Origin of the sequence: Rhizobium sp. WYJ-E13 (assembly GCF_018987265.1) — a bacterium.
In the GTDB taxonomy this organism is placed as follows: Bacteria; Pseudomonadota; Alphaproteobacteria; order Rhizobiales; family Rhizobiaceae; genus Rhizobium.
The window spans coordinates 1929672-1954174 of sequence record NZ_CP076853.1 but is presented as its reverse complement, the minus strand read 5'-3'; the positions used below and the strand labels follow the sequence as shown (position 1 = coordinate 1954174).

Below are 24503 nucleotides of genomic sequence, written 5' to 3'. Positions count from 1 at the left end.
GAGGTCCGGTTGCCCGGCGCTCTCATCTGTCGGTATCTGTGGTCGCTTCCAGGCGATTGCGCTCAATTTCATTCATATTCGACAGAACCCAGCGCGTCAGCTGCGTTAAAGGCTCGGCAAGGGACCTGCCGAGGGTGGTAAGACTATATTCCACCTGAGGCGGGATTGTCGGATAGACTTTTCTGGAAACGAGACCATCGTTTTCAAGGGCGCGCAAAGTCCGTGTCAGCATCTGCTGGCTGATGCCCCCGATAAGGCGGCGCAGTTCGTTAAATCTCCTTGGACCATCCAGCAGCATCGTGATCGTCATGATCGTCCACTTGTCACCAATGCGGCCAAGCATCTGGCTGATTGAACGACAGTCCATGCTCGTTCCCGGTTGCGGCGGCGGGGTAGGTAAATCCATGTGACCAGGCCCTAAATTTATGCGTTCTTGTGCCGATGCAGTCTGGCAGACATATCTAGTCAGCAAAACATACTACCACAGGAGATGTCATGACTGACCAGAAAACAATCGCGATTTTTGGTGCCGGCACAGGGTTGGGTGCTTCCGTCGCAAGGCGCTATGGAAAGGCCGGATTCCGCGTCGCCCTCGTCGCCCGCAACGCGCAGTCTCTTGACCAGAGGGTGTCCGAGCTGTCGGCGCAGGGCATAGACGCAACTGCCTTTCCCGGCGATCTCGATGAGATCGACGCAATCGCGGCTCTGGTGGAAAAGATCGAGGGTAAGTCGGGTCCAATTCACACCGCCGTTTTCGCGCCTGTCGGCAGCTTTCGTATGCTTCCGGCTGTCGATCTGACGACCGCCTTGCTCAAGGAACTCGTCAATATCCTGACCTTGGCTCCAATCGAAGTCGTCCGTGCGGTATTGCCGGGTATGCTTGCTCGCGGCAATGGGGCGATCATCGTCGCGGACGGTCTTTCGGCGGTAACGCCAATGCCCGGATTGAGCGGCCCAGGCCCGGCCTTTGCCGCCACGCGCAATTACATCCTCGGCCTCCACGAAGAGATCAAGGCGCGCGGCGTGTTCGCCGGGATGCTCCACATCGGTGCCATGATCGACAACTCCACCGGCCTTCGAGTCGCGGCGGCAAGTGGCATGCCGCTCGATGATCCGCGCTTGACGACAATCGATCCCGACGTACTTGCCGAGGAAATCTGGTCGATGGCCGCCGACCGGTCTCGTGTCGAGTCGATCCTGCCAGCCAGTCGCTACCCGCATTGATCAACAGGCCATCATAAGGTGCCAGCGGCAACATCGCTGGCCCCGCTCAAGATGAGCTTTGTTCTACGCATAGCCCGCCGTTGCGATCTCCTCACATCACGGCACAAAGCGCGCAGGACCAATCACCGGACAAGGAACCCAAGCACGGCTGCGTTTGCAAGATCGATGAAGAATGCGGAGACAAGCGGCAGGATGATGAATGCGACGGTCGCTGCTCCGTGGATTTTGGTGACCGCCGTCATGTTGGCGATTGCCGTGGGAGTAGCGCCGAGCGAAATCCCGCTAAAGCCGGCGGAAATGACCGCCGCATTGTAGTTGCGCCCCATGGCCGGAAACACGACGAAGATGATGTAGACGACGGCAGCAAGCGTCTGCACCGCCAGCACGATCGCCAGCGAAAGGCCGAGCCCGCTCAGGCCCCACAACTGCATGCTCATCAAGGACATCGCCAGGAACACGTTCAGCGAGAGATCGGATATGAGCGCCAGACCGCGGGTGTGCGTCGGCCAGGGCAGGCGCGGCGCCAGGATCGGAATGCTGTTCGTCATCGCGATGGCGACCAGCAGACAGACGACGAAGAGCGGCAGATTGATGCCGGCTTCCAGGATGATCTCGTGCAGGGCGTAGCCGATGATGATTGCAATATTGGTGACCAGCAACGTGCGCAACAGGCTGATGTAACTGACATCGTCTTCCTGGCCGGCAACGGCATCCCGCGGCACGCCGATCGTCAACTCTTCGTCCTTGGGGCCGCTCAGGCCATTCCGGGTAATCAGATATTGTGCGATCGGCCCGCCGATGAGGCTGGCGATGACCAGGCCGAACGTTGCGCTGGCTATGCCGATTTCGAGAGCATTGGTGAGACCGAAACGGCTCGACACGATCGGAGCCCAGGCAATCGTCGTGCCGTGTCCGCCGATCAGCGAGGTCGAGCCGAGAAGGATCGCCATGCCCGGCGGAAGACCGAGCATCGCGCCGGCTCCCATGGAGATGAGGTTCTGGATCACGAGAAACGCAAGCGTGAGGGCCAGCAGGATGAGAAACGGCTTGCCGCCGGCAAGGAGATCGGAGACCCGCGCGTTCAGGCCGACGCCGGTAAAAAAGTAAAGCAGCAGCATGTCGCGTGCGCCAAGCGCGAAGCTGATCTCGATGTCGAAGAACTCATAGGCGACGAGCGTCACGAAGGCTGCCAGGAGCCCGCCCGTGACCGCCTCCGGGATGCTCCAGCGGGTGAGGGCAGGGATGAGCCGATTGAGATTCGCGCCGGCGAAGAACACGAGGATCGCTATGGTGAACGACAGCAGTCCCGGGACCTCGATTGTCGACATGTGCCACCTTCACCGCCAGACGCGCCTTGTCGGTTGCAAAACACTGACACACGCGCTTTGACTGAACCAGTGAAAATATTGATTTGTCGGCTCGCTGCTCCCAGATCCACTCGGGTAGTTCTTACGCTTGGCGGACGAAGGTGTTGTCCCTGCAGATGGCAGGCGGCAGGTTTGGTTTGCTCACGCTGGCTGCTTCAAAGCCACGCCGGTTGATCCGCCGGATGCGCCGCCCGATTTTAGATTCAGCATATTTTTGATCTTTCAGAACGGTTTTGCGCCTCCAGATCGGCCGTTCGTTTGCCACCACCTCAACCAAAATTATGCACTGGTATTGCCAGTTAATCAGGAGAGAGGCTCATGGACAGCTACCGGAAATTGCTGGTCTTGGGAATGAACGAGGCGATCAAGCAGGGCGGAATATCCCTTGCTGCCCCGCCCGATAACGGTCCAACCGACGAGGATTGTCACCTGTTTGCCGGTATTGCCGGATATCCGTCCGTGGTGCTCTGGGAGAGCATCAGCTACGGCGAGTTGCGTGTTTCGGTCTGGTGGAACTATGACCATTCGAAACACCCTCAGGCCGAAGCCTCAGGGAACCAACGCGAGACATTCTGTCTCAGCAAGCCGTTAGCCAACAGAGTCCAGTACCGGAGATTCGTCGGCGCGACCGCCAGCGCCTGGCTCGAGCGGAAAACGGGCAGGCACCTTATGGGGCGCGGAAGACGCTATGTATTCGACACCTATCTTCGGGCTGACATGAAGGAAAAGCTTCATGCCATTCCTGATCCAAAACCAGAAGGCTATGAAGCCGAGGGGCGATTCTTCTTTTAGGGCGCCGCGCTCGCGGATATCGCAACGCGAGCGGCTCATAACGCAAAACGGCCATGCCTTTTGCCGCCCACTGGCCCTATCAGGACTATTGCCCGCCAGCCGATATGGCCAGGAACACCGCCTTCTGCGCCTCGAAAGCACGCTTATATGCAGGGCGCGACTGCCCGCGCGCGATATAGGCGCAGAGGTTTGGATATTCATCCAGCAGGGGCGATCCCTCCAGCCTCAAGAGCACCGAGATCATCTGCAGGTCGCCGGCGCTGAAATCGCCGTCCAGCCAGTCGGCAGCGCCGAGCCGGGTTGAGAGTTCGCCGAGCCGTTTGCGGATGCGCTCGTGGACGTAGGCCAGGCGCTCCTCGTACCAGGGCTCCTTGCCCTCCTGGAATCTGGCGGTTTCGCGCTCGACGATGACGGGTTCCATCGTCGAGACGGCGGCGAAGATCCAGGCGATGGCGCGGGCGCGGGCGTTTTCATCGTCGGGCAGCAGGCCCGGATGGCGCTCGGCGATGTGCAGGATGATCGCGCCGGATTCGAAGAGGGCGAGAGCGCCGTCCTCATAGGTCGGGATCTGCCCGAAAGGCTGAAGCGCCAGATGGGCGGGCTCTCTCATCGCCTTGAACGAGACGAGGCGGACCTCATAGGGCTGGCCGACTTCTTCGAGCGCCCAGCGAACGCGCATGTCGCGCGCAAGACCCCTGCCGCGATCGGGCGAGCGTTCGAAGGCGGTAATGGTGATCGTCATCATCGTTCTCCATGATCTGTACGTTTGGAAGACGAGCGGCCGGGCGGGAATCCGACAGGCGATGTCCGAATATCCTTGCGCTTCAGCCATCGCCCCGGCTGCGCGGGAGCCAGCGGGTGGCTTGAAAAAAGCCCGCCTGGCTAGGGCGAACCGAAGGTTTCTGCCCTGGTCGAGCAGGGGATATCAAACGGTTGAAAGAGCCTCGCCGGTCCGGGCAGGACCGCACTTTGTCTCAGGTACGGCGTACCGCGCAGCCGGTTAGTTGATCATAGAACATCTGGCCTCGCCATCTGATGAGCGGCATGAGCCACCACACCAGCGCGAGCACGCTCAGGACTACAGCCACCACTATTTGAATAGTGATAGTTGCGTCGCCGTCGGGTACAGAACGGATCATCGTATCAAAGCTTTGCGAGGTAGATGCGGCAACGATTGAGTCAACGCCCACAAAGGCGATCCACGGTGAAAACTTCAAGAGTTCTCTTTTCAAAGATCTGCGAAAATGCGGTGGGGTACCCTCGACAGTGACCACCCGTATCGCCAGGATCTTTTTGCCTAGCGTTCTTCGACCGTTCGAACTCAAGGAAGAAAAAGCAAGCGATACAAGGAAAACGCCGACCAGCGGTCCCAGAATATCCCCTATCCCTTCGACCGGGTCACCGTTTTGATCCAGCGCCACCGATACCGAGCGCCAAGAAGCAGAACCGCCGTCGGCATTGTCAGTGATGACCGTCGTCCGGAAGAACCGCCTCTCCACGCCCAAAATTTCGCGGGTCAGGCAGATTTGGTTTACTCTCGTCTCTGCTGACTTCAGCGGCCATTCGCGCTCGACTTTTTCCACCAATGGACCAGAACTTACTACCTCACACTGCGTGCTCTGAAAGAGGGGTATCTCGAAGTTCAATGGAACGATGAGCATGACCGCCCCAAGCACTATTTCAAAAATCGTCATGTCGATCAGATAGGCGATTGCACGCCGCCAAAAGAGTCGCGGCTGCAACGTTCTCTGAGAAGCCTGTGTGATGTTGATGTCCACGCTTACTCTGCCCCCAATGCGATCCGACTGAAGAAGACAGTCGCGTTCCCATTGGACGTCGTATTCTTTCTGCTTAGGCGTGTAAATCTTGGCGTGCGAGAGATTCCTAAGTCATTTCCGACATCGGTCACGCATATGGTCAATGTCGCCTCGATCGCCACCGGGCTGCCTGGCTCTGGAGGGCATGGCGAAAAAAGCCCGCCTGGCTAGGGCGAGCCGAAGGTTGCCCTGGTCGGGCAGGGGAACGTCAAACGGTGGAAAGAGCCTCGCCGCTCCGGGCCTGCGGAGCCGCAGGCTGCGGACCAGCGGTTTCGTGGCCACGCGCCTGCCGCCGGCTGGCGGTATCGAGCAGCGTGGCGAAGGAGGCAAGGCTGATCCTGTCGGCGCGCAGCACTTGGCGGATCAGCGGATCCCTCAGCATCTCCGATGCAGTCATCTCATTCATCGCCTGTCCTCCCATCGCCTTTCCTTCATGGCTTTACCTATGGTAGGCGATCTTTGTAAAGAATGCATGTCAGGGTGGTGGCAAAAACAAGGCAGGGGCGGTTTCATCGGTCCAGCCTCTTCCACGGCGCTTCTTGCAGCGTAGATTGCTAGGAAGCATTGTTTTCGCCGCCGGGAAACCGCCCAACACTGGTGTCCGGGCAAACCTATCAACCGATCGAAGCAGAGATATGCCCCATGGATGAGAGCTGCCCCGTCCTCACCCCTGCCGAACGGCAGGTCAACGAGATCCTGAGACGAACCGAACAGGCCATGTTTGCGACGGTGCGCAAGGCCATCGAGGACGCCAGGAACCGGGCCGGCGAAGAGCTGCAGGCTGTCGGATCTCGGGAGATGCTGCCGGCCTATGACTATTTTGCCGCCGTGATGCATCAGAAACTGTTCCTGATGTTATGCGGCGCCGATCCCGATACTTTCGAGGGCGGGAATCCCGAGATCGCCGCGCGTCTCCTCGACAATGGCCGCAACATATCCACCCACTACTGGACAGGCAAAGACCCGGCGAAGTCTGCCGGCTGATCGAGTATCCGACCGGATTGGCCCCGAGATCGTCAGCCCTTCAGCGCCTCCATGACCACGCGCACGGCGGGAACATGCCTGATCCCGGCACGGACGAACGGACCCTTTCGCTCCAGCCGCAAGAGAGTATCCTGCCTCGCTACTGTCTGGCCCCGCAGCGCGTGGAGGATACAATGTTTGTCGATCACAGTCGCAAGCTTCTCCTTTTCCTGGCATTGGCAATTTGTCCGGTCGCGCTCGCGCCTCGACCAGCTCCGGCCGACGACATCGTCAAGGTCGAAACCGGGAGGCTGAGGGGCGCAACATCAGGCGTGGTTACCAGTTTCAAAGGTATCCCTTATGCCGCACCGCCCCTTGGTCAGCTGAGATGGCGCAATCCCCGGCCGGCGCAAGAATGGAAAGGTGTCAGGAGCGCGCGCGATTTTGGTCCGTCCTGCATGCAGACTGATGACCTGCCGAAATCCGAAGATTGTCTCGCCCTGAACGTCTGGACGCCATCCGAGCGATCCAAAACCCGGCTACCGGTGATGGTCTGGATTTATGGGGGCGCTCTGGCACACGGAAACACGCTGCAATATCCAGGCGATGCGCTGGCGGCCCAGGGCGTTGTGGTGGTCAGCATGAACTACCGCATGGGGCGGCTGGGCTTTTTTGCCCATCCCGCGCTGGTCAGGGAAACACCCGGCGAGCCCGTCGGCAATTATGGTTACATGGATCAGCTTGCCGCCCTGCAATGGGTACAGCGGAACATTGACGCGTTCGGGGGCGATGCCGGGAAGGTGACGATTTTCGGGGAATCGGCCGGCGGCGGCTCCGTCATGGCACATATGATATCGCCACTTTCACGGGGGCTTTTCCGAAGCGCTATCCTGCAGTCTCCGGGTGTGCCCACAGCCCGCTCCCACGTGTTGCCGTTGACGGCCTTGAAAGAGGCAGAGGAACAAGCTGTGGACTATGCGACATCTCTCGGGATTGATGGCGACGACGCCAGAGCACTCGAGGCGCTTCGCGCCCTGCCGGCCGAAAGGCTGATTGAAGGTGCATCGGCTGCCGAGGTGCTGGCTGGAATGTCGAGTGGGAAGCCCGTGATCGGCGTCTCGGGTTCGATCATCGACGGAAAATTCATGACCGAAACGCCGGAAGCCGCATTCGCGGCCGGGCGGCAGGCGCTGGTCCCCGTCATTGTCGGCGCGAACAATCGTGATCTCGGTATCGGCGAGGCGGCGACGAAAGACGATCTCTTCGGACTATTCGCAGACCACGCAGCCGATGCCCGCACCCTCTACGATCCGACCGGAAGCGAAACGCTGGATGAACTGAGGCAGCAGGTTCTCGCCGATAAGACGCTAGTCGAACCATCTCGCCATCTCGCCGACGAGATGGCCCGCACCGGGCAGCCGACATGGTGGTATCGCTTCTCATATGTCGCCGAGGCTTTGCGCAACGATCCGAAATGGAAAGGCACTCTGCACGGCTTCGAAATTCCGTACACGTTCGACATTCCAGCGGCACTGGTCAAAGACAAGGTTACGCCCTCTGACAGGGCTATGGCCGCATTGGCCAGTGCCTATTGGGTCGAATTTGCAAAGACGGGTAATCCGAATGGAGGCTCACGACCGACATGGCCGCGCCATGATCCGACCGTCGATCAGATCATCGACTTCACCAATGACGGCACAGAGGTTGGCGCCGATCCGCTCAAGCCCAGGCTCGATCTCTGGGAGAAATATTGGGAGGAAAACAAATAACGAAAGCGCATTTGCGCCGCAGCCCACGGCTTTCGGCTGTGCCACCGTCAGCGGCGGGAGCTGTGGCGGCAGTCCGCCTTGCCGCGGCTCGCGAGGAAGCATGAGCAACTGGAACGCTCGTCTCAAAAGGCGCTCTTCAGCGCCTCCATCACCACCCGAACAGCCGGCACGTCCCTGATCTCGGCGTGGACCACCAGCCACACGTCCCGCGTCAGAGGATTTTCATCGTCGATACGCTGCAGGCCGTCCGGCACCGCGAAATCCGGCAGCATGACGACGCCGCCGCCGAGCCTTGCGGCGGCGGCCTGAAACTCCAGAACCGATGAGCGGATCGCGATCGGCCGGCCGGCGGCGCGTTCGAAGAGGCGCAGTTGCTGCGGCGAGGCGTTCATGCCCTCGTCATAGCCGATGAAGGTCCATTGCGCCTCCGGCACGGTTTCGAGATAGGCCTTCGATGCATAGAGATGGAAGGCCATCTGCCCGACTTTGGTGATGGCATAGTCGCCATCTTCCGGCCGCGACAGCCGCACCGCGATATCCGCCTCCCGGCGGTTCAGCGAGGCGAGCCGTTTTTCGCCCACGAGCGTGATCTCGATGCCTGGATGCGCCCGCCGGATGGCGACGACAGGTTCTGCGAGAAGCACGCTCGACAGCGCCGGCGGGGCGCTGATCCGCACATGGCCGCGCATGTCGGTGGCGCTCGTGCGGCCAAGCTGCTCGATAACAGCCGTCTGCTGCGCGACGAGGGCCGCGTGCCTCGCGACCTCTTCGCCATCGGCGGTCAGGACGATGCGCCGCCCGCGGCGGTCGACGAGCTTGCGGCCGAGGTTCTTTTCGAGCGCGCTGACGCGCCGGCTGACCGTCGCGTGCTCGACGCCGATCTGCCGTGCCGCCCCGAGGAGGGTTCCGGCCTGCGCCAGCGCCAGGAAATGCCTGATGTCGTCCCAGTCTATATGTGTGAATTTCTTCCCAATCATTGTGCGACAATAGGGAATTTTCACGCATAAGGCCACCGGCTAGTTTGTCTTCCTGTAACGGAGCTCCCACAAAGGAAATCGAACGATGACCGACCAGATGGTCCTGCTGAATGGCCCCGGCGACATCACCCAGTTCCGGCTGCAGGATCAGCCGCCGCAATCCCCCGCTGCAGGCGAGATCAAGGTCCGTCATCAGGCCATCGGCACCAATTTCCTCGATGTCTATCACCGCAAGGGGCTCTACGCGCTGCCCTCCTATCCCGCCGTCATCGGCGTGGAGGCGGCGGGCGTCGTGGAAGAGGTCGGCCCCGATGTCACGGCGTTTTCGCCGGGTGACCGCGTTGCCTATGCCGGCCCGCCGGTCGGCGCCTATGCCTCCACCAGGATCATGCCAGCCGAGAGGGTGATTGCGCTTCCCGATGCGGTCTCGGTGAAAGTGGCCGCAGGCTCGCTGCTCAAGGGCATGACCGCCTACATGCTCATGAAGAAGGTCACCCATGTCGCCGACGGCAGCACCGTGCTGATCCATGCGGCCGCCGGCGGGCTTGGCAGCATTCTCGTGCGCCTGGCGAAGTCGCTTGATGCCACTGTCATCGGCACGGTCAGTTCGCCCCAGAAGGCGGCCCTTGCCACATCCTATGGCGCCGATCACCTGATCGTCGGGCGAGGGGCCGATATCGTCGCCGAAGTGAAGCGGCTGACGGGCGGAAACGGCGTCGATGTCGCCTGTGACGGTATCGGCGGCGACATGCTCTTGAAGAGCATCCGCGCCGTGCGCCCCTTCGGCACCGCCGTCACCATCGGCCAGGCCGCCGGCCCCATCCCGCCCGTTGCCGTCGAAGAGCTTCGGCCGGGCAAATCGCTCTCGCATCCGAGCATCATGGCCTGGTGCGCCGATACCGGCCGCTACCGCGAGGCGGCCGAAGCGGCCATCGCCGCGATGGAAAGGGGCATCGTCTGCGAGATATCAGCCGAATACGGCTTGGCGGAGGTTGCGAAGGCGCATGAGGTGATGGAGACGGGCCGGTCGGCGGGGAGCCTCCTGCTGCTGCCGTGATGAGGATAAGCAAGACCTGCCGCAGCCAATTGCCGTATTTTGGTGATTGCGCGAACGACGTTCAGAGAACCGCAATCAACGGCAGTTCCGTCCCGTATAGCTGCCGATGTCGCGAAACCCCCGAAACCTGCAACGTGGCGAGTATTATAAACTGCGCAATACGACAGCTACAGCCTCGCCTTGTGGAAAGCTGATAACCTCCTCTGGTAAAGGCCAGTCCGCTAAAGCCTCCGGCTCGTCCTCCCCATCGACACTGACGGTCCTGAGCCGTGAAGCGAGTTGGTCGAACGTTGTCCGCGCCTGATGCGACAACTCGGGTGAAACTGGGGAGAGGTCCTTTGATGGACCCCAGTAATCCCACGGTTTCAGTTCCAGCTTACGCAAGGCTGCCATTTCTCGAAGCAGGCTTCCCGCGACGAACCACTCCCCGCTAAGGCCGAGGCTCGACACGCCAAATCGGGAGGCGATCTCCGGCTCGTCCTTGATCCGAAACCATGCCTCGGTTGCCGTCAGGAACCGCTCGCGCGGCACGTCCAGCGTATCGAAGGAAACTCCCCCGATCGCTGCAAACTCCACATCGAGCCGTTTCCAACGCGTGCCGTCATGCCATTCGCAAAGCCAATGATCTTCCCAATGCCCAGGCGCCAGATAATCGGCAAACCCGACACGGAGGCGAGCCGGGGTGCCGCGCTCACGAAATCGACTAACCGCCAGTATCGCGAAATCCCGGCATACGCCGCCGACCTTGTGCTGTGCGGAAACGCCGTCAAGCAAATTGCGTTTTACGGCGACAGCCAGAATCTCCGCCACCGAACGAAGCTCCAGATCGGCGGCCTGTTCAGGTTTGAAGCCTCGTTCTTCGGACTTGGCGCCGCGAGGATGCTGCATGAACGAGCTGATCCACCGGGCAATTGACTGAGGCTCGACGCCACCGCGCATCAAGGTTTCGCGATAGCGGCCAGGTTCCGAGTAGACGCTTTGGGAAGCATAGAAGGATTTGTGCATTGGTGTCTCTTTCAGTTGAGATTGAGACACGACAAGAAGGGCAAATTTTCAAAAATTGTCAATCGAGCGACGCGGGCTACAGGCGGCCCGCGAAGTTTCTCACGAGCGCCAGGCCTTCCGGCCAATCGCCAAGTTCGCTTTGGCCGTTGATGTGGCCTGCCGCACCGATCACCGTCAACGCGCTTCCCCATTGCTCTGCCCGCATCTCGGCATAGGGCAGCGAACCATAGGGATCATCGGCACTTGCCACGATGAGAGAGGGAAATCGAAAGCGCGTCCGGGGTGCCTCTGCGAAGCTTGCCGCCTGCGCGGGAAAAGCCGGAGACGCCGGATCCGGCACGGCGACCAGAATTGCCCCCTTGATCGGCAGATCGGAAACCTCATGCCAATGGGCAACGAGCAGGCAGGCGAGGCTGTGGGCCACCAGAACGGGCGGTGTTCGCGCCGCACGCACGGCCTGCTCCAGTGCCGCGATCCAGTCGGAAAGATTCGGCTCGTCCCAGCTCGCAGGGTCGAAACGGCGGATGGAGGGATCGGCGCTCTCCCAACGGCTTTGCCAATGGAGCGCGCCGGAATTGCCGATGCCCGGCAGGTGAATGATCTGGGTCATGCTTCGCCTCTCGTGGTTACGGCGTCAACATGACCGTTTACTCCGACAGGATAAATTGGCATTCATCGGAAAAGTTCACCGTAAACCGATGGATTCAAGGTCGATGGCAAAAACTTTCGATAGTCGTGCCGAACTCGATCCGACCGACATTGCCATGATCGAAACCTTGCAGGGCGACGGGCGCATCAGCGTTTCCGAACTTGGAAGAAGGGTCGGCCTCTCTCAGCCGGCGGCCTCAGAACGGCTGAAGCGGCTTGAAGAACGCGGCATCATCAGCGGCTACAGGGCTGTCATCGATCCTGCTTCGGTCGGGCTCGGAATGATGGCGATCATCCGCCTGCGCACCACGCACGAATATATCAAGACCTGCCTGAAGCAGTTTTCGGAAATGCCCGAGGTCATCGAGGTTTTCAGGCTGACGGGAGAAGATTGCTTCCACCTGAAAGTCATCGTGCCATCACCGGCGGAGCTTGAAAGCATCGTCGATGCCATTGCCCGCTACGGTTCGGTCAACACTGCGATCGTTTTACGCAGCGAGCCTCCCAAACCTATCGGGCGCGCGCTCATAATGAAGGGTTGATTTCGCAGCGCGATAGACGTGTCTGCCAGGCTCAAACAGCGGCGTCGTATCGCAGCGCGATACGACGAACTCGCCGCTTTCGTCAGTTTTTACGCATGTCGTTGCCGCAAAACCGCGACACACTTTTGCGCGACATGCTTTAGTTCGATCTCACCGTCTTGCTGGCGATCAGCATCACGAGCTCTTCCGAGGCATCGGCAAGCGCGAGCGCCAATTCCGCTGCTGACCATCCATGTTTCTGCAGATTGGTGAGCATTCCCATCATTGCGATTTCGACGTCCCTTCTGCAGTTCGCAGTCTCTCTCAATTCGATGTGGTTCTGGTCTTCGGTCGTAATCATCTTAGCCTCCGTTTGCCCATGAGAGGGCAGCTCGCATCAGAATTCTCCAGTTTCGATAGAATGGGGTTGCGCGTCAGCATCAGGCTCCTACGCATCGACTCAAGCGCCTGAACTTGCGCGCAACCCCTCGCTTCGTCACACATGGCCTTGCCATCGAGCGCCTCAATCCTCCCCCCAGCTGAGAGATCGAGGAGGCCTGTGCAGCCGGTTATAAGTATTCTTTTAGCGGCTGCGGGTTGTGTGGCGAAGAGGCTCCACAATAGGCCGAAGCCTATGCAGAACACACACGGATGTTTCCCGGACAGTTCATGGCCGTCCTCCTCGTATTCTCTGTTTCTTCTTGAATTAACGCCGTTTCACCTGGAATTGCTCCGTCTCTTCGCGGCGCTGGCAGGTGAAAATATTCTGGTCTCTTCCGTCTTCGTTCAGGAATTGACCGTGGCTATTTAAATACAGCCATGGGACGCAATTGTCCTTATCTTCGCGTACGGAAAATTATCGTTCCGTCCATTTCTGCTCCAAAAGGAGTATGAGACGGTATGAGAGGTTGAACGCAGGCATGACGGACGAAAGCACCGTCGATCGCGATCCAGGTCACAAAGCCGCCGCTCAATCGTCAGCAAATTGCCCCGCCACCGCCGCACCGTGCCCTCTTAAAGGTCCATCGTTGCGACCTCGCCAGCCTCAAGCGGCTAAGCGATCGACCGAGGCGGTCCTGCTGCCGATCAAATCATGCACGTGAAAAGGAATGACCATGATCACTCGTTACACACCCGTCGCAACGATGAGCGCTGCGGTCTTCTGCCTGCTTGCTTTCAGCCCGGCATCCGCCGAGGATATGGCCCAGGCGCAACAGCAGCCGCCGGCGCAGGGCCAGGCGCCGATGCAGGGGCAGACGCCGATGCAGGGGCAGAGCGGCGACGATGGTGCAGCCGCCCCCGTCAGCGATCAGAAAATCGAGGCCTTTGCCGTCGCCTATCTGCAGGTCGACAGGGTCAGGAAGGAATATTCGGCCAAAATCGGCGCGACGAAGGACGAGGCTGCGAAACAAAAGCTGCAGGAAGAAGCCAAGAAGCAGATGGTCGACACCGTCGAGGCCTCCAAGGACATCTCTGTCGAGGAATACTCGTCGATCCTGACGGCCGCACAGAGCGACCCGGCTCTCGCGAAGAAGGTTCTGGAAAAGATCGGCACCCCGCCGCCGGCGCAGCAGCAGCAATAAGGCTGCGATTCAGGATAATCCTTAAATCGCAGAGGATTACGACGAGGAGTTCACCTCGATCACCGGGTCAGGATCAGCACCGTGCTGGCCCGGCTCCCCCATCGCTGCTGAGTATCGCGTTTTGCTTCTTTGGTTGTCACGATCCGCGGCCCACATCGCGTCGACAAAGGGAGGGGTTACGACCCTGCTTGCGGCCTAAGAACAGTGGTTACAGACTATCCATGTATTGATCGAGATGGCTCGACCACAATGCCGGCTTGAACATCAGGGCATGGCCTGCGGTCGCCGCAATGAATTTGCCCTGTCCGCCCGCCGCGCGGAACCTTTCGAAATTTCCCCGGCAGTGTTCGATCCGATAATACTGGTCATGCGTGCCGTGCAGCCAGAGGGTCGAAATCCCGGCCGGCGCTCCGCGTTCGAAGAGGCGCGGGTTGACGATTTCGTGGTTGGCGCATCCTCGGCCGAGCCAGCCGCCGTTGAAATTGACGGCCCCCCGGAAGGTCGCCGGGCGCATGCCCGCATAGGCGATCGACAGGATGCCTCCGCGCGAGACGCCGGCGATGACAAGGCGGCTCTCATCCACATCGGGCCGCTCGCGCAGATGGCGCACGACTGCATCCATATCCTCGACGGCGCGCTCGAAGCCGGCAATCGCGATGTCGACATTGCAGGAATAGCCGGAACCGTCTGGAGCAAGTCCCTCGCCATAGGCTCCGCCCGATTTGCCTCTGCCCCGGCGCTGCGGAAAGAGGATCATCCAGCCCCGTTCGACGAAATGGTTTGCCACGACAGCCGGGCTCGCGGTTCTCGTATAGAAGGACCTGTTGTGGCCCCGCCCGGTCGAGCCATGGTTGAAGACGATGGTCGGATATGGTCCTTCGTGCCGGGGCCTTGCCGCAACAATTTCCAGTCGGGCATTCGGCTCGCGGGAGGGTATGAAATATTTCTCAAGCCTGGTGAGACTTGCCGCCATCTGGATTCGCGTCCGATTTCCGCTGACGCAAATTCCCACAGGCCATCGGAAAACTGCAAATGAATTTCGCAAGGCGGTACCATGGCCGACGGGCGCGCATCGGACTAATCTTCGGAAATCGGCGAGTTCGAAACGGGAGGATTTTCGAATGGAGGACGACGGCTGGACGGTGATCAAATCCACGACGATCCTTCGGGATCGGTGGCTGAATTTGCGCGCCGACGACTGCCTGACGTCAAGCGGCGTGAGGATTTCCCCCTATTACGTGCTGTCCTATCCCGACTGGATCAATATCGTCGCGATCACCACTGATGATCGCCTCCTGCTCGTTCGCCAGTATCGGCATGCGGCGGGCAGGTTCTTCCTGGAAATACCGGGAGGCGGCCTCGACGAGCGGGACGTCGACAGTGAAAAGGCAGCCCGCCGCGAGCTGGAGGAGGAGACCGGCTACATTGCCGAGAACTGGCAATTGGTCAGCACGCTCTACCCGAACCCGGCCTCGCACACGAACCGTCTTCACACCTTTCTCGCAACCGGTGCCGAGCCCCGATATCAGCAACGGCTCGATGCCGGCGAGGAGGGCCTGACCGTTCATGCCCTTCCCATTGCGGAGGTGCTGGACGGATTGCAGACCGGCCTGATCGGGCAGGCCCTTCATGTCTCGTCCATTCTTCTGGCGCTCCAGGTTGCCGGACGGCTGAGATGATAAGCCGGGCACGCCGGCCGGTTCTCTTGCGTGCCGCTCATTCCTGGGCTATAAACTGAACCAGATGGTTCAGCATTCGACAGCTCGTCTTGATACCTCGTTCGCCGCGCTTTCGGACGCCACCCGGCGCGGCGTTCTGGAGCAGCTCGGACGTGCGGACGCTTCGATCACGGACCTTGCCGAAAAGTTTCACATGACCCTTACGGGCATGAAGAAGCATGTCGGCATCCTGGAGCAGGCAGGGTTCGTCACCACTCAGAAGGTCGGGCGCGTGCGGACCTGCAGGCTCGGCCTGCGCCGGCTGGAGGAGGAGGCGGCCTGGATCGAGAGCTACCGGCGGCTCTGGGACGCGCGCTTCGACGCATTGGACAATCTTGTCGAGGAAATGAAACGGAAGGAGAGGGACGATGGAGAGTAAGCCTGGCCTGACGAAGAACCCCACGACGGTGGAGCGCAAGTCCGAGCGTGAGCTGGTCGTTACGCGAACCTTCAATGCCCCCGCGCGCATCGTGTTCAAGGCATGGACTACGCCCGAGCTGTTCATGCGGTGGTGGGCGCCGAAGTCGATGGGCGTTCCGCTGCTGTCCTGCGAAATGGATGTTCGCACCGGCGGCACATACCGTCTCGTGTTCGGCCAGGATGCCTCGAACTCCTGGGCCTTCTTCGGCAAGTATCTCGAGGTGATACCGGCCGCGCGGCTCGTCTGGACCAATGAAGAAGAAGAGGACGGCGCCGTGACCACGGTCACCTTCGAGGAAAAAGACGGCAAGACGCTGCTGATCTTCCACGAACTCTATCCCTCGAAGGAAGCTCTTGAGGCCATGGAGGACGGGATGCTGCCCGAGCAGTTCGAGCAGCTGGACGAGCTTCTCGTCACGCTCGGCGCGAGAAAGGCGTGAGGACTTTGGCTTGATTCCCGAGGTCCTGGGCCGTCGTCTCTGAGCCTATCTCCTGGATTGGTCGTTCAAGGAGATATGGACCCATCTGCCTGACCGCGTGTGGCTCCAGACCGACACCTGGGATCATCCGAAAGCCAAGGCCACTTACGAGCGCATCGGTTTCAAGGCCTATGCCGAAGTCTGGGAAGAGTTTGCGGACTGATCCCGAGTCGGGAGCCATCGCCTGCCACGGCGAACCGGGGCAGGGTGCGTGCCCCCCTGAAGAGCACGCACCCATCAATAGACGATCAGCGAAAACCGCCGGCGGCAGTCACTCGCTCGCCGGTCAGCCAGCCTGCATCGTCAGACGCGAGGAAGGTCGCGACCCTGGCGATGTCGTCGGGCTGACCGATGCGCCCAAGCGGGGTCTGGGCCACAGCGTTGTGCTCGAAATCGGAGCCGACGAAGCCTGCACTATGCGTGCCTTCGGTCTCGACCATGCCGGGGAGGATGGCGTTGACGCGGATCTTGCGCGGGCCGAGCTCCTTTGCGAGCACGCCGGTGATGGCGTCCACGGCCCCCTTGGTGCCGGTATAGACGGCGGAGGCGGGCGGAGTGAGGCTCGTTACCACGGACGAGATGTTGATCACGCTGCCGCCCTCGCCAATGTGTTTGACGGCGGCCTGGGTGGTCAGCAGGAGGCCGAGAACGTTGACGTTGAACTGGCGGTGATAGTGTTCCTCGGTGATCTCGTCGATCGCGGCGAATTCGTAGACGCCGGAATTGTTGACCAGTACGTCGAGACGGCCGAATTCCTTGATCGCGGCGTCGATCAATCCCTGTGCCTGCTCGGCCTTCGAAACATCGCCCTGGACCGCGATGGCCTTGCCGCCGGCGGCAGCGATCGCTTCGACGACGGCGTCTGCACCCGCCTTGCTCGAGGCGTAGTTCACCACCACTTTTGCACCCTCTGCGGCGAGCGCCCTGGCAATCGCAGCGCCGATTCCCTTGGAGGCACCTGTCACGACGGCGACTTTTCCAGCAAGCTTAGACATATCAGTTCCTTTCGACCCGGAGTGCCGCCGGTTGTGGCGGCTTCGTTCCGTAGTTCGGAAATTCGGAACTGTTGATCTCGATTTCAAGTGACCCTATATAAAATTCATGAGACCGCTCTTTCATCCAGCCATCGAGGACCTGAAGCCGGAGGCGATCCTGTATGCGCTCTCCGATCCCGAGCGTGTGGCGATCTTTGCGCAGATCGCGGGCGTCGGCTCCAGCGGCACGTGTACTGCGCTTGCCAATCTCGGCGGGCGCGTCATCCCGAAATCATCGCTGTCGCAGCATATGAAAGTGCTGCGCGAGGCCGGCCTCATCCGGGGCGAGCGTCATGGCGTGGAGATGCGCAACCATTCGCGCTGCCAGGAAGTTGACGCCCGATTCCCCGGTCTGATCGCGGCCATCCTGAGCGCTTACGGACGGCCGCCGGAAGTAGCGAATGCAGGCTGACCGCTTTCAGCCCTTCAGCGGAAAGTTTTAAGGCCGTGCGAGTGAGGCGAGCAGGTGGGCTGCGGCGGCAAGGTCGTGCGTTTCGAACCCTTCGGTGAATTCGTTATAAGCAGATTGCAGCATCTTGCGTGCATCATGCGCTCGCGACGAGACATGCCAGAGCCTTGCGAGATCGCAGGCCGATCGCAATCGCCACGACAAGGCGCCGATTTCCTGGGCCAGTGCGATCGACTCGATGAGAAGCGTCTCCGCCTCGTCAGGCCGGACCTCGGCCATGAGAATGGAAGCCCGGATGCGCAGGAGCTCGGGAACGCACCACTGCTCGTTCTGCGCATGGGCGCAATCGAGCGCTTCCTGGATGGCGGCGGCGGCCTCCGCCAGGCGGCCGCACCTGGCCAAATCGTCCGCAAAGCCGCCGAGATAGAAGGGGAACCGCGCCAGATGCCGGATGGCGCGGAACTCCCCGACAGCTTCGTCGAGCAGGCCCAGCCCTTCGACCGCCATATCGTCCTGAGCGCATGCCACGGCACCGCGACAGAAGATTGCAACCGGTCGCCAGATGACGATGCCATGCCGCACGATCTGCTCGTCGAGCATCGCGGCAATACGGCCGCAGTCCTGGTAACGCCGGCTAATAAGGAAGGTCAGGCTCGCCCATGCGAGCGCATTGCTCAGCGAAAGCTCATGCCCGGTCTTTCGCGCGAGCGCGATCGTCACTTCCGTCGTCTGCACGGCCGTGTCGGTGAAACCCGTAAGCCACTGTATGTGCGACAGGATGTTCCCGACGTCGACATTTCTGTCATACAGGAAACGTGCGAACCGCGGGTCGTTGGAATCTTTCAAATCGTTGCCGTAGAAACGTTCAATCCGTTGCCGGGCGCCTTCAAACCGGCCTATGAACAGGTCGGCTACGGCCAGATGCGTCTCGCCGGCCGGCAAAGCGGAAGGATCCGCCGCGGCGGCGACTGTGCCGAAGGTTTCAAGCGTTGCGATCCCGGCATCGTGTTCGCCGCCGAACAACTGATACGCACCGATCATCCGCAGGCAACGGAGTTGGTGGTCGACATCGCCGATCCGAACGGCGATTTCCAGCGCCCGTCGCATGGCGTCCATTGCCTCGGGTATGGCGCCGCGCATGAACATCGTCGCGCCTGCAAACGACACCTGAAGCTGCATCTCGACCGCCGTTCCGACAAGTCCGACTGCATCCAGTTCCTCGAGCGCCCGCGCGACGCGAATGCGGCATTCTTCGGTCAGAGAGAAGTGGTTCCAGAGCAGGCATCCCGCGACACAGAGCCGGATGTGCAGCGCCCTATCCGCGGCAGCCCCTCCGGTCCAGTCCAGCGCCGAGCGCAAGTCGTCGAGCGTGCCTCCATAGGCCTGTGCCCAATCCGGGGCCGGCATCTCGGCCCATTCGCTCGCCGCGTGCTCCAGAACCGCACAAATATGCGCCGCGTGCCGATGGCGGACGGCCTCTTCCTCGCCGCTCAGCTGCAGCCGTTCGAGACAGTATCCGCGCGTCGTCTCCAGCAGGCGATAGGCAACCGTGTCGGCAACGACATCCACTGAAAGCAAGGATTTTGCGACCAGGTTGGCCACGTCGTCGATGACCCGCACCCGTTCGAGGCCGTCACCGGCGACGGCGCAGGCCGCATCGAGACTGAATGGACCGGAAAAGACCGACAGCCGGCGAATGACCACGCATTCGCTCTCAGAGAGAATATCGTAGCTCCAGTCGATCACCGCCGTCAGCGTGCGATGGCGCTCGGGACTGGCGCGATGCCTGCTCAGCAGCCGAAATCGATCGTCCAGATGCGCGAGTAATCCGTCCGTGCCGAAGGAATCCACACGCGTCGCCGCAAGCTCGATCGCCAAGGCAAGACCATCGAGCCGCCGGCAAATTTCCGAGACTGTCGGCGCGTTGGTGTCGCTGAGCTGGAACGATTCAAGCCGGTCGGTCGCGCGATCTGCGAAGAGTTGGATGGCGGGATAGTTGAGCGCTTCCACAGCTTTCAGGTCGGAGGAAGCGGGCGGCGCGCCCAGGCCCGACAGCCTGCGGACGCGTTCGCCTCTCACACCGAGCGGCTCCCGGCTCGTGGCGAGAATCCTTATGCCTGGAGCTTCGGCCAGGATTCGATCCGCACAGAAGGCAGCGGATTCAATGATGTGTTCGCAATTATCGAGGACAAGGAGCATTTCGCAATCGCGGAGGTAGCTGCCCAATGCAGCGAGCATGTTCGCAGAATGCGTTGCCAGACCGATTGCACTCGCAATGGCAAAGGGCACAAGCGGGGGATCCTTCAACGGCGCCAGATCGATCAGCCAAACGCCGTCTCCGAACGACCCGATCTTCTGCTCGGCGACGGCCAGCGCAACCGTCGTCTTTCCGATGCCGCCGGCACCGACGATCGAGACCAGCCGGGATGCCTCCAGATCGCGTATGACGTCATCAATCGCATCAGCCCGCCCGAAGACTCTCGTGGTCGCGATCGGCAAATTGTGTCTGCGAATTGCCGCGGCGGTTGAAGATGGCGCGAAGCCAGACAATCCATTGACCGCGACTGGCGCGATGAACCGGTAGCCCCGGCCCGTAACGGTGGCAATGTACTGCGCCGCTCCAATGCCATCGCCGAGGGCTCGTCTCAAGGCAGCCATGTTGACCTTGAGGTTTCCATCATCGACGAAAACGTCTGGCCAAACGCGTGCGATCAATTCGCGTTTGTCCACGAGTTCGCCCGGGCGCTCGACCATGACCGTCAGGATGTCAAGCGCGCGGCCTCCAATCCGAACCGGGACATCGCCTTGCAAGAGCAGCTGGCGCTCGGGAATGAGCACGAAAGGCCCAAAGGAGAAGGATCGGGAAGGCCGTTCGGCAAGGTCGCTCGTCACAATCTTTTTCCTTCGATGAAGGTCACGAGATCAGAGAAAAGTCTCGCCGTCCGCATCGTCGAAGCTGGCATAGGTCGGAGCAGCAGAGCTCATGACCAAATTTTACCAAAATTAACGGGCGGCAGATGGCATGCACATGTAGATTGGCTGCGTAAGCATAAATCCGATGCCCCCGAGCATTGATAGTCTTGCGTAAAGGGCGTGGCCCTGACTGCACGGTGGAAACACGGCGGTCGCCCAGGCGGCCAACTATTCAAAATGTCAGTGATACAATCCGACGGCACGGATGTCTTTGGCTTTGTCTAAGATGCCAAGCTCCCGCCGGCTGTCAATATAGCATTGAACGCGATCAGGGGGCACGGACCAAGTGTCCTGCAGAGCCAAGCGGCGGTGATGAGACGGCGGATCGAGACCTGATTGCCGCCAGGCCATGTCACTCGTCGCGGCACCATGAGCCCACGCAAGCAGAGACCTCTGGCGAGGTCGCTTTCGTGGGACTGCGATAGGGACTGCGAGCGCCGCCCCTATCCGGAATCTATGGCAGCATCGTCATTAAAACGGGGGGAACCATGACAAAACACGTCTTGTTCATCGTCACCAACGCATCCGTGATTGGCCCGCACAGTCGCAAGACCGGCTTCTTTTTCGCCGAGGTCGCTCATCCCTACGATGTGCTCGACAAGGCCGGGATCGCAATCGAGTTTGCCTCACCCGCAGGCGGATGGACGCCGTATGACGCGTATGACGAGAAGGACCCTGCGCAGAAGGGATTTATCGAGAGCAAGGCGTTTCGTCGCCTCAATCACAGCCGCAAGTTAGCCGAGGTGGACGCCGCTGACTACGACGCCATCCTGATCCCCGGCGGCCTCGGGCCGATGGTGGATATCCAACGCAACCCGGACGTCCAGAGGGCTGTCGTGCGCGCCTGGAGCACGGACAAGCTCGTGAGTGCTGTTTGTCACGGCCCGTGCTCATTGCTCGGCGTGAACCTCGGTGACGGTACGCCGTTCGTGCGCGGCAAGAAGCTCACCTCCTTCTCGAAAAAAGAGGAATATGACTATGCACGGGAGGACGTGCCCTATGAACTCGAGGACGCATTGAGGGCGGAAGGCGCCGAGTACTCGTCTGCGTCCAACTGGGAACCTCACGTCGTCGTCGATGGCCGCCTCATCACCGGCCAGAATCCCGCATCGGCGGGGCCGCTCGCACAACAGCTGCTCGCCGCTCTGAAGGAGCGGGCATAAGTCTCTGCACCGGGGCATGTCGTAGCGACCGGCCCTCTTGCCGGCAGGAGCCGACATTGCGCGGCTCGCGCCTCAGATAGGAATGAACCATGTCCACTCGCATGAAGATTGTGGGTATCCTGACCGCGCGTCCCGGCAAGGCCCCCGAACTCGGAGCGTTTCTCTCGGCAATGCGGGTGCACAGCCGGGCCGAGCCCGGAAATCTGCGGTGGGATATCTGGCGAGACAAGGCCAATTCCGACCGCTTCGTGCTCGATGAGCTTTATGTCGACGAAGCGGCCGTCGCCGCCCATCGCGATAGTCCGCACTTCAAGAATTATGCCGCTGGCATCGGCGATCTCGCCGAGCGAACACCGATCACTCTCGACCCAGTGGAGGTCGATTAACCCAGGGGAGGGAATGCCATGAAAAGCGTGATAACAGGATTGCTCGCTGTCATGATCACAACCGCTTCCGCCATGGTCGGCCATGCAGCCGACAAACCTGTGTCCATCGTGCTGGTGCACGGCGCGTTCGTCGATGCTTCGGGCTGGCAGCAGGTCTACGACATTCTTTCTGCCGACGGCTACGAGGTGCTGGCCGTCCAGAATCCCACGATTACCCTGCAGGGTGACGTCGATGCCACCCGGCAGGTCATCGCCCGAGCCAGCAAACCGGTCGTCCTTGTCGGCCATTCCTATGGCGGGGCGGTGATTACCGAGGCCGGCAACCTGCCCAAGGTCAAGAGCCTGGTTTACCTCGCCGCATACGCACTTCAAGCAGGCGAATCGGTCTACGACATCGGTACGGCGCCGACGCCGGGCGAAGACAAGGCGCCGCTGCTTCCGCCAAGCGACGGATTCCTGTTGGTAGACTTCGCGAAGTTCCCGACATCCTTCGCAGCCGACGTCGATCCCGCCAAGACGAGGTTCATGGCCGAGTCTCAGGTTCCCTGGGGCCTCGGCGCTGTGCAGACCAAAATCACCGCGCCGGCGTGGAAGGAAAAGCCCACCTACTTCATGGTAACGAAGAACGACCACATGATCCCGCCCAGCCAACAGCGTTCCATGGCAGCGCGTGCCGGCGCCAAGGTCATCGAAATCGACTCCAGCCACGCCGTGATGCTTTCGCATCCGCAGGACGTGGCGGACTTTATCACCAGCGCGGCCGCGCCGACGAACTAAAGCATGTCGCGCAAAAGTGTGCAGCGGTTTTTGCGGCAGCGACATGCGTAAAATCAAAGCCTTAAAGCGCAGCAAGCGGATCTGAAAGATCGCGCGACGCGCTTTAAGTCACTGCGCCCCGCCGCCGAACTGTGCAGCACAGGAGTTTGAACATGTTCCAAAAGGCCTTCGAACCGCAATGCAGGGCGGTGGCAACCCATTGCACAGATGCGGCGCAACACCGGCGTCGCGGTTTGACGCTGTTTGCGCTGGCGCTTGGAAGCTTCTGCATCGGGACGTCCGAATTCGCCAGCATGGGCGTTCTACAGCTCTTTGCCGAAAGCCTCGATATCAGCATACCGGTGGCGACAAATGCGATCACCGCCTATGCGTTCGGGGTGGTGATCGGCGCCCCTCTCGTCACGCTCGCTGCCGCCCGATTTAACCGGAAGAGCCTGCTTCTGGCATTGCTCGGCCTTTTCATCGTCGGCAATGTGCTCTCGGCGCTTGCCGCCAATCTCGGCATGTTCGCGCTCGCCCGCTTCATCAGCGGTATGCCCCAAGGCGCTTATTTCGGTGCCGGCGCCGTCGTCGCCTCCTATATCGTCGGGCCCGGACATGGCGGCAAGGCCTTTGCCCTCGTCATGACGGGGTTGACGGTTGCGACCATCATAGGTTCGCCGCTCGCTACCTTTCTTGGCCAGAACCTCGGCTGGCGGAACACCTATTTCGCCGTTGCCGGCGCGGGTGTGCTGGCGCTGCTGGCTCTTTGGGCATGGGTGCCGCGGACCGAGGCGCTGGACGGCGGGCCGATCGCACAGGAACTGAGTTCGCTCCGCCGAGGCGCCGTCTGGATCATGATGCTTGTCGCCGCCCTCGGCGTGGCGAGCATCTTCGCGGTCTATACGTTCATCGGACCGTTCGTGACCGATGTCGCAGTCATCGACAGGGCATGGATCCCGGTGGCGCTGGCCCTCTTCGGTATCGGCATGACGGCGGGGAACCTTATCGGCGGACGGATCGCCGACAGCCACCCTTCGCGGGGGCTCGTCGTTGGCTTCGGCGGCGCACTCATCGTACTGGCAGTCCTCGCATCATCAGGAGGAAATGTCGCGCTGCTGATGATCGGCCTCTTCGGTGTCGGCACGACGATGATGATTGCCATCCCTACGATCCAAGTCAGGTTGACAAGCTTTGCGCCGGAAGCACCGACTTTGATGGGCGCCATGAACCTGGCAGCCCTCAACGTCGCCAACGCCATCGGCGCCTGGGCCGGCGGAGCGGCGATCGCGGCCGGATTCGGTCTTCTCTCGGCGGTCTGGGCTGGGTTCCTCCTGACGCTTCTTGGCCTGGTCGTCTTTGCAATCACGCTGCCGCGCGCGCCTCAACTCGCTGCTGCCTGAGGCGATAGCGTACCGTTTAGCATATCGATGGAGATCGAA

General features: G+C 60.9%; 27 protein-coding genes. 15 read left to right on the top strand and 12 right to left on the bottom strand.

Features of this window, described 5'->3' with window-relative positions:
* Positions 1-22: 22 nt before the first annotated feature.
* Positions 23-406, bottom strand: coding sequence for a helix-turn-helix domain-containing protein (locus KQ933_RS09800; protein ID WP_216758590.1), 384 nt, complete (start codon positions 404-406; stop codon positions 23-25).
* 89 nt (positions 407-495) lie between these two features.
* On the opposite strand from KQ933_RS09800, the gene KQ933_RS09795 reads away from it, so the two are divergent.
* Positions 496-1224: an SDR family oxidoreductase gene (locus tag KQ933_RS09795; protein WP_216758589.1), complete on the top strand. Its 729-nt coding sequence runs from the start codon at positions 496-498 to the stop codon at positions 1222-1224.
* A gap of 122 nt (positions 1225-1346) precedes the next feature.
* On the opposite strand, the gene gltS is transcribed toward KQ933_RS09795, so the two are convergent.
* Positions 1347-2552 (bottom strand): sodium/glutamate symporter, encoded by a 1206-nt coding sequence (gene gltS, locus KQ933_RS09790; protein WP_216758588.1) that lies wholly within the window; start codon positions 2550-2552, stop codon positions 1347-1349.
* A gap of 357 nt (positions 2553-2909) precedes the next feature.
* Between gltS and KQ933_RS09785 the strand changes: the two genes are divergently transcribed.
* The gene (locus KQ933_RS09785) at positions 2910-3383 is read left to right on the top strand and encodes a hypothetical protein (RefSeq protein ID WP_216758587.1); all 474 of its coding nucleotides are present in this window, start codon (positions 2910-2912) and stop codon (positions 3381-3383) included.
* A gap of 85 nt (positions 3384-3468) precedes the next feature.
* Here the strand turns inward: KQ933_RS09785 and KQ933_RS09780 are convergent, their stop codons facing one another.
* From KQ933_RS09780 to KQ933_RS09770, 3 genes are all read right to left on the bottom strand, one after another.
* A complete protein-coding gene (locus tag KQ933_RS09780; RefSeq protein ID WP_216758586.1) occupies positions 3469-4125 on the bottom strand; it encodes a glutathione S-transferase family protein in 657 nt (218 codons plus the stop codon).
* 232 nt (positions 4126-4357) lie between these two features.
* Positions 4358-5161 (bottom strand): RDD family protein, encoded by an 804-nt coding sequence (locus KQ933_RS09775; RefSeq protein ID WP_216758585.1) that lies wholly within the window; start codon positions 5159-5161, stop codon positions 4358-4360.
* A 247-nt stretch (positions 5162-5408) separates the two neighbouring features.
* Complete coding sequence (locus KQ933_RS09770; RefSeq protein ID WP_216758584.1) at positions 5409-5606, bottom strand: hypothetical protein; 198 nt, start codon at positions 5604-5606, stop codon at positions 5409-5411.
* Between the two features lie 236 nt (positions 5607-5842).
* Here KQ933_RS09770 and KQ933_RS09765 point away from each other — a divergent pair, with 236 nt between their 5' ends.
* Both KQ933_RS09765 and KQ933_RS09760 read left to right on the top strand, forming a co-directional pair.
* Positions 5843-6184 carry a hypothetical protein gene (locus KQ933_RS09765; RefSeq protein ID WP_216758583.1) on the top strand — a complete coding sequence of 114 codons (342 nt, stop codon included), beginning with the start codon at positions 5843-5845 and terminating at the stop codon, positions 6182-6184.
* A 173-nt stretch (positions 6185-6357) separates the two neighbouring features.
* A complete protein-coding gene (locus KQ933_RS09760; RefSeq protein ID WP_216758582.1) occupies positions 6358-7932 on the top strand; it encodes a carboxylesterase/lipase family protein in 1575 nt (524 codons plus the stop codon).
* Positions 7933-8054: 122 nt separating this feature from the next.
* Here the strand turns inward: KQ933_RS09760 and KQ933_RS09755 are convergent, their stop codons facing one another.
* Positions 8055-8909: a LysR family transcriptional regulator gene (locus KQ933_RS09755; RefSeq protein WP_216758581.1), complete on the bottom strand. Its 855-nt coding sequence runs from the start codon at positions 8907-8909 to the stop codon at positions 8055-8057.
* Between the two features lie 85 nt (positions 8910-8994).
* Here KQ933_RS09755 and KQ933_RS09750 point away from each other — a divergent pair, with 85 nt between their 5' ends.
* A complete protein-coding gene (locus tag KQ933_RS09750) occupies positions 8995-9966 on the top strand; it encodes a quinone oxidoreductase (protein WP_216758580.1) in 972 nt (323 codons plus the stop codon).
* A gap of 144 nt (positions 9967-10110) precedes the next feature.
* On the opposite strand, the gene KQ933_RS09745 is transcribed toward KQ933_RS09750, so the two are convergent.
* Positions 10111-10971: a transglutaminase-like domain-containing protein gene (locus tag KQ933_RS09745; protein WP_216758579.1), complete on the bottom strand. Its 861-nt coding sequence runs from the start codon at positions 10969-10971 to the stop codon at positions 10111-10113.
* A 76-nt stretch (positions 10972-11047) separates the two neighbouring features.
* On the bottom strand, positions 11048-11581 hold the full coding sequence (locus tag KQ933_RS09740) for an alpha/beta hydrolase (RefSeq protein ID WP_216758578.1): 534 nt from the start codon (positions 11579-11581) through the stop codon (positions 11048-11050).
* A gap of 103 nt (positions 11582-11684) precedes the next feature.
* Between KQ933_RS09740 and KQ933_RS09735 the strand changes: the two genes are divergently transcribed.
* The gene (locus KQ933_RS09735) at positions 11685-12161 is read left to right on the top strand and encodes an Lrp/AsnC family transcriptional regulator (protein ID WP_216758577.1); all 477 of its coding nucleotides are present in this window, start codon (positions 11685-11687) and stop codon (positions 12159-12161) included.
* A gap of 139 nt (positions 12162-12300) precedes the next feature.
* On the opposite strand, the gene KQ933_RS09730 is transcribed toward KQ933_RS09735, so the two are convergent.
* Positions 12301-12501, bottom strand: coding sequence for a hypothetical protein (locus tag KQ933_RS09730; RefSeq protein ID WP_216758576.1), 201 nt, complete (start codon positions 12499-12501; stop codon positions 12301-12303).
* A gap of 748 nt (positions 12502-13249) precedes the next feature.
* Between KQ933_RS09730 and KQ933_RS09725 the strand changes: the two genes are divergently transcribed.
* On the top strand, positions 13250-13723 hold the full coding sequence (locus KQ933_RS09725) for a DUF4168 domain-containing protein (protein ID WP_216758575.1): 474 nt from the start codon (positions 13250-13252) through the stop codon (positions 13721-13723).
* Between the two features lie 208 nt (positions 13724-13931).
* Here KQ933_RS09725 and KQ933_RS09720 read toward each other — a convergent pair whose 3' ends face one another.
* Positions 13932-14696 carry a S9 family peptidase gene (locus KQ933_RS09720; protein WP_216758574.1) on the bottom strand — a complete coding sequence of 255 codons (765 nt, stop codon included), beginning with the start codon at positions 14694-14696 and terminating at the stop codon, positions 13932-13934.
* A 148-nt stretch (positions 14697-14844) separates the two neighbouring features.
* Here KQ933_RS09720 and KQ933_RS09715 point away from each other — a divergent pair, with 148 nt between their 5' ends.
* The 3 genes from KQ933_RS09715 to KQ933_RS09705 all read left to right on the top strand — a co-directional run bounded on the left by KQ933_RS09715 (position 14845) and on the right by KQ933_RS09705 (position 16301).
* Positions 14845-15402, top strand: a complete 558-nt coding sequence (locus tag KQ933_RS09715; RefSeq protein ID WP_216758573.1) for an NUDIX hydrolase — start codon at positions 14845-14847, stop codon at positions 15400-15402.
* A 64-nt stretch (positions 15403-15466) separates the two neighbouring features.
* Entirely contained in the window at positions 15467-15820 is a 354-nt protein-coding gene (locus KQ933_RS09710; RefSeq protein WP_216758572.1) for a helix-turn-helix transcriptional regulator, read from the top strand.
* Positions 15810-16301 carry an SRPBCC family protein gene (locus tag KQ933_RS09705; protein ID WP_216758571.1) on the top strand — a complete coding sequence of 164 codons (492 nt, stop codon included), beginning with the start codon at positions 15810-15812 and terminating at the stop codon, positions 16299-16301. Before KQ933_RS09710 ends, KQ933_RS09705 begins: the two co-directional genes overlap by 11 nt.
* Before the next feature lie 287 nt (positions 16302-16588).
* Here KQ933_RS09705 and KQ933_RS09700 read toward each other — a convergent pair whose 3' ends face one another.
* Positions 16589-17335 carry a glucose 1-dehydrogenase gene (locus KQ933_RS09700; RefSeq protein ID WP_216758570.1) on the bottom strand — a complete coding sequence of 249 codons (747 nt, stop codon included), beginning with the start codon at positions 17333-17335 and terminating at the stop codon, positions 16589-16591.
* Between the two features lie 106 nt (positions 17336-17441).
* Here KQ933_RS09700 and KQ933_RS09695 point away from each other — a divergent pair, with 106 nt between their 5' ends.
* Complete coding sequence (locus KQ933_RS09695) at positions 17442-17786, top strand: helix-turn-helix domain-containing protein (RefSeq protein ID WP_216758569.1); 345 nt, start codon at positions 17442-17444, stop codon at positions 17784-17786.
* A gap of 27 nt (positions 17787-17813) precedes the next feature.
* Here the strand turns inward: KQ933_RS09695 and KQ933_RS09690 are convergent, their stop codons facing one another.
* On the bottom strand, positions 17814-20675 hold the full coding sequence (locus tag KQ933_RS09690; RefSeq protein ID WP_216758568.1) for a winged helix-turn-helix domain-containing protein: 2862 nt from the start codon (positions 20673-20675) through the stop codon (positions 17814-17816).
* Positions 20676-21244: 569 nt separating this feature from the next.
* Here KQ933_RS09690 and KQ933_RS09685 point away from each other — a divergent pair.
* The 4 genes from KQ933_RS09685 (at position 21245) to KQ933_RS09670 (ending at position 24464) form a co-directional block, all read left to right on the top strand.
* On the top strand, positions 21245-21919 hold the full coding sequence (locus KQ933_RS09685; protein WP_216758567.1) for a type 1 glutamine amidotransferase domain-containing protein: 675 nt from the start codon (positions 21245-21247) through the stop codon (positions 21917-21919).
* Positions 21920-22008: 89 nt separating this feature from the next.
* A complete protein-coding gene (locus KQ933_RS09680) occupies positions 22009-22305 on the top strand; it encodes a putative quinol monooxygenase (protein ID WP_216758566.1) in 297 nt (98 codons plus the stop codon).
* A gap of 18 nt (positions 22306-22323) precedes the next feature.
* Positions 22324-23082, top strand: a complete 759-nt coding sequence (locus tag KQ933_RS09675) for an alpha/beta hydrolase (RefSeq protein WP_253958304.1) — start codon at positions 22324-22326, stop codon at positions 23080-23082.
* A 152-nt stretch (positions 23083-23234) separates the two neighbouring features.
* Positions 23235-24464 (top strand): MFS transporter, encoded by a 1230-nt coding sequence (locus KQ933_RS09670; protein ID WP_216758565.1) that lies wholly within the window; start codon positions 23235-23237, stop codon positions 24462-24464.
* Positions 24465-24503: the final 39 nt, after the last annotated feature.

What these genes read in the sequence shown, in the direction of transcription:
- KQ933_RS09800 (WP_216758590.1), bottom strand. Translation starts at nt 406, where the DNA reads ATGGATTTACCTACCCCGCCGCCGCAACCGGGAACGAGCATGGACTGT.
- KQ933_RS09795 (WP_216758589.1), top strand. Translation starts at nt 496, where the DNA reads ATGACTGACCAGAAAACAATCGCGATTTTTGGTGCCGGCACAGGGTTG.
- gltS (WP_216758588.1), bottom strand. Translation starts at nt 2,552, where the DNA reads ATGTCGACAATCGAGGTCCCGGGACTGCTGTCGTTCACCATAGCGATC.
- KQ933_RS09785 (WP_216758587.1), top strand. Translation starts at nt 2,910, where the DNA reads ATGGACAGCTACCGGAAATTGCTGGTCTTGGGAATGAACGAGGCGATC.
- KQ933_RS09780 (WP_216758586.1), bottom strand. Translation starts at nt 4,125, where the DNA reads ATGACGATCACCATTACCGCCTTCGAACGCTCGCCCGATCGCGGCAGG.
- KQ933_RS09770 (WP_216758584.1), bottom strand. Translation starts at nt 5,606, where the DNA reads ATGAATGAGATGACTGCATCGGAGATGCTGAGGGATCCGCTGATCCGC.
- KQ933_RS09765 (WP_216758583.1), top strand. Translation starts at nt 5,843, where the DNA reads ATGGATGAGAGCTGCCCCGTCCTCACCCCTGCCGAACGGCAGGTCAAC.
- KQ933_RS09760 (WP_216758582.1), top strand. Translation starts at nt 6,358, where the DNA reads ATGTTTGTCGATCACAGTCGCAAGCTTCTCCTTTTCCTGGCATTGGCA.
- KQ933_RS09755 (WP_216758581.1), bottom strand. Translation starts at nt 8,909, where the DNA reads ATGATTGGGAAGAAATTCACACATATAGACTGGGACGACATCAGGCAT.
- KQ933_RS09750 (WP_216758580.1), top strand. Translation starts at nt 8,995, where the DNA reads ATGACCGACCAGATGGTCCTGCTGAATGGCCCCGGCGACATCACCCAG.
- KQ933_RS09745 (WP_216758579.1), bottom strand. Translation starts at nt 10,971, where the DNA reads ATGCACAAATCCTTCTATGCTTCCCAAAGCGTCTACTCGGAACCTGGC.
- KQ933_RS09740 (WP_216758578.1), bottom strand. Translation starts at nt 11,581, where the DNA reads ATGACCCAGATCATTCACCTGCCGGGCATCGGCAATTCCGGCGCGCTC.
- KQ933_RS09735 (WP_216758577.1), top strand. Translation starts at nt 11,685, where the DNA reads ATGGCAAAAACTTTCGATAGTCGTGCCGAACTCGATCCGACCGACATT.
- KQ933_RS09730 (WP_216758576.1), bottom strand. Translation starts at nt 12,501, where the DNA reads ATGATTACGACCGAAGACCAGAACCACATCGAATTGAGAGAGACTGCG.
- KQ933_RS09725 (WP_216758575.1), top strand. Translation starts at nt 13,250, where the DNA reads ATGACCATGATCACTCGTTACACACCCGTCGCAACGATGAGCGCTGCG.
- KQ933_RS09720 (WP_216758574.1), bottom strand. Translation starts at nt 14,696, where the DNA reads ATGGCGGCAAGTCTCACCAGGCTTGAGAAATATTTCATACCCTCCCGC.
- KQ933_RS09715 (WP_216758573.1), top strand. Translation starts at nt 14,845, where the DNA reads ATGGAGGACGACGGCTGGACGGTGATCAAATCCACGACGATCCTTCGG.
- KQ933_RS09710 (WP_216758572.1), top strand. Translation starts at nt 15,467, where the DNA reads ATGGTTCAGCATTCGACAGCTCGTCTTGATACCTCGTTCGCCGCGCTT.
- KQ933_RS09705 (WP_216758571.1), top strand. Translation starts at nt 15,810, where the DNA reads ATGGAGAGTAAGCCTGGCCTGACGAAGAACCCCACGACGGTGGAGCGC.
- KQ933_RS09700 (WP_216758570.1), bottom strand. Translation starts at nt 17,335, where the DNA reads ATGTCTAAGCTTGCTGGAAAAGTCGCCGTCGTGACAGGTGCCTCCAAG.
- KQ933_RS09695 (WP_216758569.1), top strand. Translation starts at nt 17,442, where the DNA reads ATGAGACCGCTCTTTCATCCAGCCATCGAGGACCTGAAGCCGGAGGCG.
- KQ933_RS09685 (WP_216758567.1), top strand. Translation starts at nt 21,245, where the DNA reads ATGACAAAACACGTCTTGTTCATCGTCACCAACGCATCCGTGATTGGC.
- KQ933_RS09680 (WP_216758566.1), top strand. Translation starts at nt 22,009, where the DNA reads ATGTCCACTCGCATGAAGATTGTGGGTATCCTGACCGCGCGTCCCGGC.
- KQ933_RS09675 (WP_253958304.1), top strand. Translation starts at nt 22,324, where the DNA reads ATGAAAAGCGTGATAACAGGATTGCTCGCTGTCATGATCACAACCGCT.
- KQ933_RS09670 (WP_216758565.1), top strand. Translation starts at nt 23,235, where the DNA reads ATGTTCCAAAAGGCCTTCGAACCGCAATGCAGGGCGGTGGCAACCCAT.